Annotated in this window: 9 protein-coding genes; 5 read left to right on the plus strand and 4 right to left on the minus strand. The window is 36.4% G+C overall.

The features are described from left to right. Positions 1 to 112: 112 nt before the first annotated feature. Positions 113 to 1,489 (minus strand): aldehyde dehydrogenase family protein, encoded by a 1,377-nt coding sequence (locus tag RZ79_RS06735; protein WP_054450849.1) that lies wholly within the window; start codon positions 1,487 to 1,489, stop codon positions 113 to 115. A 324-nt stretch (positions 1,490 to 1,813) separates the two neighbouring features. Between RZ79_RS06735 and RZ79_RS06740 the strand changes: the two genes are divergently transcribed. Next, the gene (locus RZ79_RS06740) at positions 1,814 to 2,710 is read left to right on the plus strand and encodes an ABC transporter ATP-binding protein (RefSeq protein WP_054450851.1); all 897 of its coding nucleotides are present in this window, start codon (positions 1,814 to 1,816) and stop codon (positions 2,708 to 2,710) included. Continuing rightward, complete coding sequence (locus tag RZ79_RS06745; protein WP_054450853.1) at positions 2,703 to 3,947, plus strand: ABC transporter permease; 1,245 nt, start codon at positions 2,703 to 2,705, stop codon at positions 3,945 to 3,947. Before RZ79_RS06740 ends, RZ79_RS06745 begins: the two co-directional genes overlap by 8 nt. Positions 3,948 to 3,983: 36 nt before the next feature. Here the strand turns inward: RZ79_RS06745 and addA are convergent, their stop codons facing one another. Further along, positions 3,984 to 7,709, minus strand: a complete 3,726-nt coding sequence (addA, locus tag RZ79_RS06750; protein ID WP_054450855.1) for a helicase-exonuclease AddAB subunit AddA — start codon at positions 7,707 to 7,709, stop codon at positions 3,984 to 3,986. Continuing rightward, positions 7,709 to 11,278: a PD-(D/E)XK nuclease family protein gene (locus RZ79_RS06755; RefSeq protein WP_054450857.1), complete on the minus strand. Its 3,570-nt coding sequence runs from the start codon at positions 11,276 to 11,278 to the stop codon at positions 7,709 to 7,711. The genes addA and RZ79_RS06755 overlap by 1 nt, the downstream gene beginning before the upstream one ends. 357 nt (positions 11,279 to 11,635) lie before the next feature. Here RZ79_RS06755 and RZ79_RS06760 point away from each other — a divergent pair, with 357 nt between their 5' ends. Continuing rightward, entirely contained in the window at positions 11,636 to 12,442 is an 807-nt protein-coding gene (locus RZ79_RS06760; protein ID WP_053795941.1) for a manganese catalase, read from the plus strand. Positions 12,443 to 12,605: 163 nt separating this feature from the next. Continuing rightward, positions 12,606 to 12,755, plus strand: coding sequence for a hypothetical protein (locus RZ79_RS07240; protein ID WP_155443317.1), 150 nt, complete (start codon positions 12,606 to 12,608; stop codon positions 12,753 to 12,755). Between the two features lie 36 nt (positions 12,756 to 12,791). On the opposite strand, the gene RZ79_RS06765 is transcribed toward RZ79_RS07240, so the two are convergent. Continuing rightward, positions 12,792 to 13,142 (minus strand): hypothetical protein, encoded by a 351-nt coding sequence (locus tag RZ79_RS06765; RefSeq protein WP_054450859.1) that lies wholly within the window; start codon positions 13,140 to 13,142, stop codon positions 12,792 to 12,794. Positions 13,143 to 13,302: 160 nt separating this feature from the next. Here RZ79_RS06765 and RZ79_RS06770 point away from each other — a divergent pair, with 160 nt between their 5' ends. Beyond that, entirely contained in the window at positions 13,303 to 14,496 is a 1,194-nt protein-coding gene (locus RZ79_RS06770; protein WP_054450861.1) for a PucR family transcriptional regulator, read from the plus strand. Positions 14,497 to 14,538 lie beyond the last annotated feature (42 nt).

The following is a 14,538-nucleotide window of genomic DNA, read 5'->3' on the forward strand; positions in this document are numbered from 1 at the left end:
CCAATCCCCTGTAGAATACAGAAAATCAGTTGCCCAATTAAATAGTTAGAAAGCTGCTTTTATTTATTTGTTCAAAATAATAGTTGCAGTTCCTTTGCCTAGTCTTTTTTTATTACATATATTTTTTGATAAGTTCTGTGAAGTCACTATTTTCTCGTGGGTAAGCAATTTTCTTAAGGTTTAGTAAATCAGAGTCAGTAACGTTATGTGAAATTGAGTTAAAGCCCCATGAACCAGTACCTAAAGTTAATGATGGTTCCAATCCGTTAACGATGCTACCGACTCCTCCTAGACAGCAAGGAGTATTGACTAGGATTCGGCATGCCTTCATCTTTAAGCCAAATTGGGTAATCAAATCTGAATTAGTTGATCTAATTCCAGCGGTATGACCTAAACCTCCATAATTTAGGATAGATTCAAGAGTATTATAAGCATGATTTAAATCGTCAACCTTGTATACAGAAACAACTGGTGAAAGTTTTTCACCTGAAAGTAAGTGGTCAATCCCAACTTCGTTTAATTCAGCGGCCAATACCTTAGTATCTTCTGGAACTTCAATCCCAGCCATATCAGCAATTTGCTTTGCTGAACGACCAGCGATTGGTCCATTAACACCACCCGTTTCAGGGTTAAACATAGTTTGAGCTAGCTTATCTTGATCGGATTCGTCGATAAAGAACACTCCTGCATCACTTAAACGTTTCTTCATGTCATCATATATTTCTGAATCAATTACCAAACTATTTTCGGTTGCACAAATCATACCATTATCAAATGTCTTTGATAATACGATATCTTTAACTGCTGCATCTAAATCAGCGGACTTTTCAACATATAAAGGTGCATTTCCTGGTCCTACACCTAGTGCAGGTTTACCACTTGAATATGCAGCTTTAACCATGGCTGGACCACCTGTTGCCAAAATCGTTGCAACACCTGGGTGCTTAATCAAAGTATTCGTTGCTTGAATACTTGGTTCGCTAATCCATTGAATTGAATTCATTGGAGCCCCAGCCTTAACTGCTGCGTCTAATACAACTTCAGCGGCTTTCATTGAAGACTTCATTGCTTGAGGATGGAAGCTAAAAATAATTGGATTCCTAGTCTTCATCGCAATGATGGCCTTAAATAAAGTTGTTGAAGTAGGGTTGGTAACTGGAGTCACTCCAGCTAATACCCCTAATGGTTCTGCAATTGTAACTGTCTTGGCTTCATCATTTTCATCAATAATTCCAACAGTTTTATGATTTTTAATGAAATTACCGACCTGGCCACTAGCAAAAATGTTCTTCATTGTCTTATCATGAGTATTTCCACGACCAGTTTCTTCATGAGCTAACTTTGCTAATTCCGAACTATTATCCAATCCAGCTTGAACCATTGCATCTACAATTGAGTCTACCTGTGATTGATCAAAAGTTTCTAAATCACTTAGCGCACTATGCGCATTATCTACTAAATTGTTAATCATTTCATCAACTTCAACCATCAAAAACGCCCTCCTTTAATTTAGATACTACTAACGTTTACACCTTGATTGTAGCAGTGTAAATAAAGGCTTTCAAGGCATTTAACGCTATAAAATAATTAATTTACCATATGTTTTTTTATAGAAACCATCTAATTTTCATTAGAAAACAAGATAAGATTGTTCAAATAATCACAATATCATATAACCATTTTATCCCCTTCACACCTAAATTTCTCTATTGTCATTTGTACTTATTGTCTATTTTTATCAATATAAAATTAAATTTGAATTTGAATATCATTATGATATTATTAGCCTAATTAATAATAAGGAGATGATCTTATCTTAAAAATTGACAACGTTTCGAAATCATTTTCTAAAGTCCAAGCCTTAAATAACGTTTCATTTGAAGCCAAGGATGGCCAAATATTAGGTCTAATTGGGCAAAATGGTGCTGGTAAATCAACAACCTTCCACAGCATTCTTCATTTTATTGAATTTGATGGAAAAATTACACTAGATAATCATGAAATCACAGTCAAGGACTTCAATGAAGTGGGATACCTTCCAGAAGAACGCAGTCTATTTGAAGACCTAACCATTGAAAATCAAATTACATATTTTGCAGAACTAAAAGGCCGCGATAAAAATTGGGTCAAGGAACGCATTAATTCATGGTTACAACGTTTCGAAGTTAAGGGCGAAACAAAGGATAAAATAAAATCACTATCTAAAGGTAACCAACAAAAAGTCCAACTAATCTGTACCTTAATTCATGAACCAAAGTTGGTAATTTTAGATGAACCATTTAGCGGTTTGGACCCTGTTAACGCTGACCTTTTAAAGAAAGAAATCATCAGAACTAAGGAAAATGGTGCTGCAATCATCTTCTCAAGTCACGACATGAACAACGTTGAAGAACTTTGTGATCACGTCGTCATGCTTAGAAACGGAAACGTTGTCCTAAACGGTAGCGTTGATGAAATCAGAAACCAATTCGGTAAAAAGCACGTCTTTGTAACAACTGACATGTCCGTAAATGAACTAGCTGCACTTGATGGTGTCAGTGAGGTTGTTGACCGTGGTCATAATCGTTATAAAATCACCCTTAGTGATGAAGAATATGGTAAGGCTCTCTTTAAAGCAGTGAGTCGTGGTGAATACATTGAAGAATTCAGCCAACAACCACCTACACTAGATGAAATCTTTAGAGAAAAGGCGGTGGCTAATCATGCATAAGTTCAATATTGTCTTCATGAGAAACTACCTGCTTCACCTAAAGTCCAAGAGTTTCATCGCACTACTAATTACACCAATCATTTCAGTTTTAATTAGTGCTGGAATCGGTGTATTAGTCGCAGGATCAACCAACAATTTTGATAATTACCAAGTCGCTATCGTCGGTGATTCAAGCGTTAAAAGTGAACTAGTGTCTAAGGACAAAGATTCTATTGATACCAGCATTAAATCCGAAAGTACCGCCAAAAAGGAACTTAAAAAGGACAATATTGATGGTTACATCAAGGTTTCCAAGGAAAACAACCAATACAAGGTTAACTTTGTCGGAAGTAGCTCTTTAGATAGCGACGTTAAGACTGACTTATTAGCGATTGTGAACCAAAAACAATCTGAAATTAACGTTAAAAACAGTAATGTCACTAATGAACAATACAAGCAACTATCTGTAAAACCAGCGTTTAAGTCATCAATCACTGATAAGGAAAAGAAGCAAAAAACTGAACAAACATCCAGTGCTAATACTGCATCCATCTATGTATTAATGTTTATTTCCTACTTCTTTACCATTATTTACGCTTCAATCATGTCTACAACTATCGCCAAGGAGAAAGGCACCAAGATTTCAGAAGTTATCTTCAGTAGTGTCTCACCTAGCACATACTTCAGTGGTAAGGTCGGTGCTGTGATTGCCTTGATGGCAACTCAAATGGTAATTTACACGGGTGTTGGAGTGGTCGCATACTTCATCTTGAACATGGATCCATTCTTTAACTCACTATTCACATCCCAACACGTATTAATCAGTACGTTTGTTGGTAATATTTTCAGCATTAACATACTATTCATCTTCATTGGTTTTGTAATCTCAATCGTTCTCGCAGCGATTTGTGGTTCTCTTTCCGCCAACGTTGAAGGAGCTTCTAAGTCAGCTCAACCACTTGTATTCTTAATTTTATTTATCTTCGTGCTTTCATTTAATTTTGTTAATAATGGCTCTTCCGACTCAATCTTTTCACAAGTTGGATCATACATCCCATTGTTCTCATCATTCTTAATGCCAATTAGATTAATTAATCATAATGCAAACTTGTTCGAAGGAATCATTTCACTATTAATTGCGATTTTCTTCATCGCCTTTGTGACTTACAAGTTCTCAAATGTTTACAAACTATTCATGTTAAATAGTGAAGAAGGCAGCTTCTTCAAACGTATTAAATCAGCTTTAAATAATAAATAAAAAATACCCCTGAGCAATTATGTTCAGGGGTGTTTTTTATTTAATTTTGACTGGTTTATTAATTGATAGTAAATAGATAAACTTATCAGTAACTGGTTTATGCAAGATATTTTCTAACGCCTTGGCATATAAATTAATTTGTCCACGGTATCGTTTGATAACTCTTTGAATATTTTTATCGTTATCAGATGGAACATAGTCTGTCTTGTAATCAAATAGGATGACTTGGTCATCTAATTCAATATATCCATCAATAATTCCATGTATCAAAATTTTTTCTGTTGATTTTTCATCAAATCCTGAGAATACTAAATTAGCATCCATTAACATTGAAAATGGTGCCTCACGATGAATACGATCGTGATGCGCTAGCATTTGTAGTCCTAACTCACTTTCAAAAACATTGATTACCTCATTGGTTTGAACGAGTTCAGCAATTTCCGGAGTAACTACCTTGTCTGCAACTAAGCGTTGTAGCATCCCTACCACATCACCTACTTCAGGTTTATGGTCCAATCGTACTTCTTGTAGCAACAAATGAGTGGCTGTTCCGACCTCTGCAGGAGTTGGTTTAACCACTGATTGCATGAACTTAGGAACTGCAAAATGAGTGCTTACATACATATTCTTTTTCTTATTATTGTTCTGCCAATTTTCATCATAATTACCCAATTCAATGCTATCTGGATCTTCAAATAGTCGTTTAATCTCTGAAACTGATTGATATGCAGTTGTATGAGTCGCAACGTCATTTGAGTAAGTATAATCCAATACTTGATCCACATCATCAACATCGATGTCTTTTGGTACCAATTTCTTGGCACTTTGAACAATATGGCTCAACCATTGCGCATTTTCAGCACTATCTCCAGATGGGCTATGTTGTGATAAATCATTAGCATTCACAAATTCGACATCAAAATTAGTTTGATCTTCATTAAGACCTGTATATGAGACATCATCGCCAAATTTGTTTCTAAATTTTGGATGACGGACCAAAGCTGGTCCTATCCAATCTAAATAACTTTTGGCACCACTTCTTAAAGCAGCATCGACTAGCAAGGTGTCACCACTAGCAGCCTTGTTCCATGCATCGATGACCTTGGTTCTGTCGTTTTCATTCTTGCTGGCACCAACAATGAATAGTTGTTGTTCAGCACGGGTTAGTGCAACATATAACTTTCGCATTTCCTCAGCTAATAATCCTTGATTTTCAATTGCACCAACCACTTGGCGTTGCAATGAATCTTGTTTAATTCTGGTCTCTGGGTCTGTGTAAGTAATCCCTAATCCTAGATGATCATTTAAGATATATGCCTTATTACTATCTTGTCTATTGAAACCATGTGAGGCATCCATCAAGAATACAACCGGAAATTCCAATCCTTTACTACCATGAATAGTCATTACTGAAACTGCGTCTTGATTATCATCAGCATTGGCTTCGTCTAAGTCCTCGTTTCTTTCTTGCATGCGACGCACGAAACGTACAAATTGGAATAATCCCTTAAAACTAGTTTGTTCGTAATCATATGCACGTTCGTATAAAGCATGTAAGTTAGCTTGGCGTTGTTTTCCAGCCGGCATTCCACCAACGTAATCCAAGAATCCAGTGGTTTCATAGATATCCCAGATTAAATCAACTATGGCATGTTGTTGGGCAACGTCTCTAAAATGTTTTAATTGTTCGACGAATGTCTTCACACGTGAGAAGACTTGGTCACCAAATTCTGAGTGATCCATATTTTCATAATTGTCGTAGAAGTTAATTACTGCATTGAAGTAATCACCTGTTTTTTGGTTAATTCTCAAGTATGCCAATTGGTTTTCATTTAGGCCCACCATTGGAGAACGCAATACTGCAACTAATGGAATGTCTTGATATGGATTATCAATGATTGATAACATCGACATCATAATTTGAATTTCGGTGGTCTTGAAGTAACTTTGTGCCCCATTGATTAATACCGGAATGTTGTATGAACCAAAGATATCGGAAATGATTAAGTTGTTATTTCTAGTCGAAGAAATAATAGAGATATCGGCATATTGAATTGGACGCATCACTTGTTTATCACGATCGAATACTGGTAACTTCTTTTCAATCATTTCATTAATCTTTTGTGCGACCATTTCAACTTGACCATGTGCACTATCTTGAACTTGGAATTGATCATCTATAGGTTCTTCTTCATCGTCTTTACTTTCATAAATCATTACATCAACATTGGATTGTAATTCGTCTGGATAGTATTTAGCACCAGCCTTTAGTTTGGCATCCCCGGTGTAATCAATTTCTCCAACTCGTTTATCCATAGTTTGCGTGAAAACGAGGTTAATGAAATCATCAATGTTTTCAGCTGAACGGAAGTTATCTGGTAAAACAATGGTGTGACCATCATCACTATCCATGCGTTCAATAAACATTGATGGATCAGCTAAACGGAAACGATAGATGGATTGCTTAACGTCTCCCACCATAAACATATTGCTATATTCTGGGTTAGCCAAGGTCGATAAAATCGCGTCTTGTAGACGGTTATTATCTTGGTATTCATCAACCATGATTTCGTTATATTGGTTTTGTAGGTTCACTCTGACAGCCTTAGATTCACCATCTGAGCCAGATAAAATATCGTAGGCATAATGTTCCACATCAATAAACTCTAAGCAATGACGTTTTAATTTAGCTTTTTGATAGCTATCAGTGAATACTAAAACCACTTGAATTAACTTTTCGATTAATTGCTTGGAAGCCTTCATCACTGAAAGGTTTTCTTCTTCGTTTAAAGCAAAATATTTACCCGGTAATTTTTGCATCGCCTTCTTAGCATTATCACGAATATCTTTAATACGGTCATGAAGACCTTTGGCAATATCATCATAATCCTTGGTAATACGTGGAAATGCCTTAAACTTCAGATTTTCAAAAGATTGCTTGATATCATTCCAGTCTGAGTCAGGTAACATATCATACAATCCGTTGATTTGATCGATATCAACTTGAACCGCTGCAGCTTCTTTTTCCATCAAGTTTTCGTCAGCAATCCGTTTAGCAGATTCAAAAGATAGTCGTTGCTGGGTCAAATCATTTTGAATGAATGGTAGAAGGTTGTTTTGGTAAAAATCTGAATGAACTAGATTATCGCCCTGAATATCGTAAATTTTAGTGGTGCTCTTTAACCATTCCACTGGGTCACGATTTACGTTAGCGTAGTCGTAAATTCTAAATAATAAATCGGTTAGACCATCGTCAGAACGGTCATTGGAGAAGTTTTCAGTCAATTGCGCAAATAGGCCATCGCTATCGTTAGCATATAGGTCTTCACGGACTGAATCCCATACCTGTTCTTTTAGCATTTGGCTTTCTGTTTGATCCGCCAACAGTCTAAAGTTAGGGTCCAAATCAATAATGTAATAGTAACTTTGGACGATTTTTTGACAGAATGAGTCCATCGTTGAAATGTCGGCAACGGGTAAACGACGTAATTGACGTACTAAAAATGCCTTAACATCGGAGTTATCTGCCTTTTTTAATTCTTGTTGGAGCGCCTTTTGAATACGGTCACGCATTTCCTTGGCAGCGGCCTTGGTAAATGTAACGATTAGCATTTCATCGATGTTAACGCGGTCGTTTAATAACTTGTTGATGACGCGATCAACTAGGACACGGGTCTTACCAGAACCGGCTGATGCGGAAACAAGGACGTTTTCATCAAAATGTCCTGTAACGGCTTCTTTTTGTGGCTTTGTATATTCCATTATTGATTGTCCCCCCTTAGCATTTTTAATACTTCTTCTAACGAGTAGTTAGGTACATCCCTATAATTATTTTCATTCAATAACGGGTCAAACTGCATAATTGAACGATATGGTGTAAATTGCATCGCATCTTGATTTTGACCAAAGCGTGCAGGTTTTAAATCAATATTTCCAGTAAAGATTTCCAATCCAGCCTTCTTGATTAGATCCTCATTGTGAGATAGCAGCAAGTCCAAGTCTTCTGGTTGGACGATTGGACTGGACTTGTAGAAACTACCGTCCTTTTTCTTTCTCAATGGATAAACATTGGATGAACCATACTTGTCATCTGCGATGGTCTTATCAATTTTATCCAATAGTTCGCCGTCATTAACCAGAATACCTTGGTATTTTTGTTTGCTTAATACTGCTTCTTCAAATGATTTCTTCAAATCATCATTTGTGTACTTAGGATTGTAGATGTGCATGTAAACAGCACCGGCCAAGGCAGCCTTTTCTTCTTCGTCAATGATGCCTAGGTTGTGAGCTAACACATCGATGTAGGTCATCATTTGCATGGAAGTTCCGTCGTAAACACGGGAGAAGTCCAACTTACGTTCACTGGACTTGTAGTCAACAATTCCTAGGTAATTCTTTCCGTCGACGTTCATTGAATCAATTCTATCAATTCGACCACGGACGTTAACTAACTTAGCAGTGGTTAGTTCGTTGCTCTTAGGCAATTCAAAACTAAGTGGTTGTAAGTCATCCTTATGTCCAACTTGACCGAATGAAATTTCGGTCTTTTTGGCACGCATTGGTGTGTACTTGCTTTGTTTTTGAATTGTTTCAATTGTGTGTTTAACGGTCTTAATCAATTGATTCTTGATATAATTCATTCGACTAGAACTACTTAAAATCGTGTATTGGAAATCGTTTGGATCTTCTAACATCTTGGCCACAACAGTATCAACCAATTCGTTAATTGCTTGTTTGTCCAAGTTTTCCAAATCGATGTGTTCTGAATTCACGATACGCATTAAGTGGTCCATCGATTCGTGATAGAACTGACCTGTACTTGCTGGTGATAAGTCAAAGACATCACGTTCTTTTAACTTTAAACCATAACGCAAGAAGTATTCGTATGGGTTGCTGTAGAATTGTTCCAACTTAGAGATGGAAGTGTTGATTTTATCACCGTATAAACCAGTAACGATTTCTGGCAATAATTGAGTTGGTGTGTTGTTGTAATCCAAACCACCCAATAATTTGTTAGTTAAGTCACGGTAATTTAGATTTTGATTTAGTTTGTTATAAATATATTGCCATGCTGGAGCCAAATTAGAGTTCTTCACTTTAGCATCTTGACTTGCTTGAACCAAATGACGGAGTGTTGAACGATATGTTCCTACGTATTCATAGACATCTTTGGCATCGGAAGTTGGATGACTGGAAATGTGTTGAATATCAATACCAAAGTGTTCCGCAATTCTTGAAACATATGGTGAAATCGCGACTGATGATTCATCACTATCACCTAAACTGTAGGAAAAGATTAACTTTTCACTAACTGATAGGAATGCCAAGTAGTTTAGGAATGGATCGTTGGCCATTTGGTTTTCAGAAGTCTCACGTAAATATTGGTCATCGTCAAAGAAGTCACGCAAATCATCGCGATCCGCGTCACTAAATAGCGCTTCATTGGTAATCTTATCCGGCATTACTTCATCGGTTGCACCCATCATGAAGACCACTTTACGATTATTCATTTGAACGATTCCACTTTCAGAAATAGCAACTTGATCAAGGGTAGATGGTATTTGCGAATAATTAGCACCCGCAAAACCACTTTGTAGCAAGTTCAAAAAATCATCTGCGTTAAATTCACGATTACCTAAAATCGAAACATAGTCATCCAATAAATTAGTGAAAGTTTGCCAAACTTGTTCCGGTTGGGCAGCATCAATTAAATTATCATTATCAATGGAATCATTACGCCATTGCTTTAATCGACGTACTACTCCCATATCCACTAAAAATTGGAATAAAATGGCGGCAGCATCTTGGCCGTTCTTCGCATTTCTAAGCTTTTTGAAAAATGGTGGGAAGTTATCTCCAATAAAATGTCTAATAACATTAATTTCCCCAGAGATGTTGCGCATTCGATCTGCTTGAACACCAAAATCACTTTCAGATAACCATGCATATTGCCAGTCTTCTTTTTGAGTCCAACGAGAACCTTCATACCCATTTTTTAATACTAGGTTCTCAGTTAAGGCAACGTACTGGCGATATTCTTCGCTATCCATAAAGTTACCATTCCCATCACCAGGGACCATTAATTCGGTCTTTAGTAAACGCATTACATCTTGGTATTGGTATTTGCGAGAGCCGTTTTCTAGACTGAAAAGTGCATCAATTAATTCGACTAATGGATGATCTTTCATTGACTTACTAACATCATTAAATGCTGGAACGTTCAACATTTTAAATACTGGATTAATAACATTTTGGTATTTATCTAAATGACGAGTTAATATCAAGAAATCAGAATACTTATAGCCACCATTTGCGACCATCTGGCGAATCTTAACTGCGATATTTTCCACTTCAGCAAACGGACTGTCAGCACGATACACCTGAATGCTATCAGGATTGCTTAATTCGCTCTTGTCGATATCGCCTAGTCCGGTGGATTGTGACCAGTATGTATCTAGTTTGTGTAAATCATCTGACACGCGAAGATTCTTGGCCATTTTATCGACCAACACAGGAACATTATTAGCACGAGCAATGTTGTAAAAACGGTTATACCACTTGGCTGATTGGAAGAATAGGTTTGGCCCCTGTGGTAACTCATCTGGATATTTACGGTCTAAGTTCAATCCAATAGTTACACAGGCGGAACGCTTGATTAGTAGTTCGACTAGCTTAGCTTCTTGGGCGGTAAATTGGTTAAAACCATTAAAGTAGAAATGACTATGCGATAGGTCTAGTTCGTCATTTTCAATAAAACGACAGAATAAATTCAAAACGTCTGATTTATATAGATAAATTCCTTGGGTTTGTTCCTCAAAAGCACGATAAATGATGATGAAATCATGCATTTTATCGCGTAATCCAGCATTTAGTTTGTCGTTATTGTCGACGATTTTTTCAAGGTTGTCGGCAGAAATTTGTCCGGATTGCATTTCGCTAATCTGTTGAGCTAATTTTTGAATAAAGCCTGGTTGACCGGTCTCACCCCTAAATACGGTCAATTCATCTTGGTGATCAATTAAAATTTGGTAGATCAGCATGCTAATGCCGGAATCACTTAGTCTTGTCTTTTGGTATTCCTGATTATTCTTCATGTAATACCAGACAAGTCGGGTAATTGAAAATGTCTGAAACTTACTTTCAGCATAGATTGGTTCATTGTCGGTGTTTAAATCTTTTAAAGCTTGCACTTCAGATTCGAACTTAATGTGGTTAGGAACCAGATAGAAGAATTCATCATTAGGATGATTGTTAATTGATTCTTTTAGTGAATCAACGATGACTGCTTCATGATCATAGCTGGCGGTTCCCAAAATAAATTGTAAAGACATTTCATTACCCCTTTTTCATGAATTAATAGTCTAATTATATAATACGTGAAAACATGTGTCAGACTTTTCAAACATTTAATTATTCTCCAAAAAGATGATTAAGACGGCATTTATGAAAACGATAATTTTTTAATCGAAAAAAGTTTGTATTTTTCGAGTCATTATCTTTGGTGTGATTATTTGGTTGTGGTATATTAAATCGTACACAAAATATTAATACAAAACGTATGGATATTTTGGAAACTAAAAAACAATTATGATGTAATATAGGATCGATTTTTATTTATTGGGATAAAGCTCTAACTTGGGTTTAAAAATCGTCTATCGCCTTGAACATCAAAGGAAAGAGGTACTGTTATGTTCAGACATACTCGTAAATTACAATACAACGCTAAGCCAGATCGTCCAGATCCAATTATGGCTCGTCGTCTACAAGAAGCCCTAGGTGGTCAATGGGGTGAAACTACAGGTATGATGTCATACCTATCACAAGGTTGGTCATCAACTGGTGACGAAAAGTACAAAGACTTACTACTAGACACTGGTACTGAAGAAATTGGTCACGTTGAAATGATTTCAACTATGATTGGTTACCTATTAGAAGGCGCACCAACTACTATGACTACTGAAGAAATGAAGAATGACCCAGCTAAGGCTGCCCTACTTTCAGGTATGGACCCAGAACATGCATTAGTTCATGGTCTAAATGCTGGTCTAAACAACCCTAATGGTGCTGCATGGAACGCTGGTTACGTTACTTCATCAGGTAACTTAGTTGCTGACATGCGTTTCAACGTTGTTCGTGAATCACAAGCTCGTCTACAAGTTAGTCGTCTATACGACATGACTGATGACGAAGGTGTTCGTGACATGTTGAAATTCCTATTAGCTCGTGAAACTCAACATCAACTACAATTCATGAAGGCTCAAGAAGAACTAGAAGAAAAATATGGTGTTATCGTTCCTGGTAACATGCACGATATTGAACACAGCGAATACGCTCACGTTCTAATGAACTTCTCTGATGGTGAAGGTTCACGCGAATTTGAAGGCCAAGTTGCTAAAGACGGTCAAAAGTTCACTTACCAAGAAAACCCAGAAGCTATGGGTGGTATCCCAGAAGTTAAACCAGCTGATCCTCGTTTACACAACGACCAAGGTTAATTTCTGCCCGCTACTCCTACAATTTTCGAAATACGACAATTAAAATTATTAATCCAAATGAAAAACTCCAACTTCGGTTGGAGTTTTTTTATATTTTCTTAACTTGTTATTTTTTCATAATAGAATTAGAATTAAATTAATAAAATTTATAGGAGTGTTTGTCGTGCAATTTATTTTTGCTTTACTTCATGGAATCGCCGAAATGATTTCTAATTCAATTGCTTTTCACTTAACCCTATTACATATCGAACCTTCAAACATCTTTTTGAAGCTTCCCCACATTATTCAATCAATTGTTAACTTTATTAGATAGATCAAAAAGACACTCCCGCTTAGGAGTGTCTTTTGTTTATTTGCCTAAATCATTATCATTAAAAATTTTGGTGATTTTAGTTCCGCTACTGTCGACTCTTCCGTCAACACCAATGGTTAAAGATTTGTTTTTATATGTAACAACGTAGTATAAAAGTTTTCCCGACCCTTGGTTATCAGTAAATTTCGGATGTTCTTTACGATGTTTTTGAATGAACTTAATAACTTCTGGTTCTTTACAAACCTTCTTCAAACTTTTATCACTTTGAACAATCCCATAATATTCATTTTGCACACTGAAATCAGATTGCTTGTAAATGTTAAAGGCAAGAACTGCCACTACCAAGATACCAATCGATGCCACAATTACGAGAACTACTTTTTTCATCTTACATAACCTCTCTCTAATCCAAAATTAATGTTAGCCTTAAGCGTATCACTTTAGAACATCAACGTAAATAACACAAGCATGGAGTGTCTTCTGTTTAATATCTAATTTATTATGGTAATATTAGTCACAATAAAAACATAAATTAGGAGGAATGCCCATGCCATCAAATAGTGAAGCTGAACAGTTAAAGAAAATCATGAATGATACTTTAGACATATCAAAATACATATTAGCCAGCAAAGACGATGACGAAATCCTTACCCATATTGCCAATTTAATCAATAGTAACGCATATATTATGGATGTTTTCGGTCGCCTTCGTTCATACAGTGACAACGCAAAGATGGATGCATCCCTCTTCGAATCTGTAAATCATGATTTAAAACTCATCGAACTAACCGAACCGGTAACCTTTTTAGACAAGTACAGTATCTATCCACTAAAGACGATGGATAAGTTTACCCGCAGATTTGTGGTATTTTCCATGAAAATGCCTAAAGATTTAAGTAATCAATTATTGATTGAAAACATGGTCAACCTACTAAGTCTAGAAAACATGCAGGTCAGCATTAATTTAAATCAAGTGAGACAACGTCGCAATGAATTATTTAACAGTATTCTGACACAAAATTTACCGGAAAATGCTTTCGAAGATACTTTGAAACTAAATGGCCTAGACTCCAATTCAATGTATAAGGCGTTTGAAATCGACGAAATCAATTCAGTTGATACCGGACACCACCAGGAAGATATGCACCGAGTTAATGACTATATCTACTGGTACTTTGAAAAACTACAAATCCCAATCATCTTGATTTCATGGCATTTCAAACCATTCATTTTGGTCAAAACAAAGAAAAATTTGTTGCCGCTATTAAACGAACTAAGTAAGTTCATCCACGAAAACTTTGTGGAATCAAAAACGCAAATCGGATACACCGACGATGCCAAGCCACTGATTCAATTCAAGAAGTTACTCCGCGAAGCTGATGAAGCATTAGACGTCGCTAAACGTGAAAACATATTGAAACCAAATAAATTCATCCCTCAACAGGTGGAAGATATCTTGAGCCTAGTACCAAAGAAAGAAGCCGACATGTTTGTCGATGCCATCCTCGGTCCTGTTTTAAACTTAAAGGAAGACGAAAAAGATGAACTAATCGAATTACTTTCCTATTATTATGCAGACAATCAATCGATTTCAATGGCTGCCAACGATCTATTCATTCACAGAAACACCGCCGTTTACCGATTAAAGAAGCTAGAAAAACTACTTAACATGAGCCTAAACGATGTTTCAGATAGTGAACAACTCAGAATGGCTACCAAACTATACTTAATTCACCACTAAAAAATGTCTAACAATAGCGGGATATGATGCAATAAGATACCA

It is taken from the genome of Apilactobacillus kunkeei DSM 12361 = ATCC 700308, assembly GCF_001281265.1.
GTDB lineage: Bacteria > Bacillota > Bacilli > Lactobacillales > Lactobacillaceae > Apilactobacillus > Apilactobacillus kunkeei.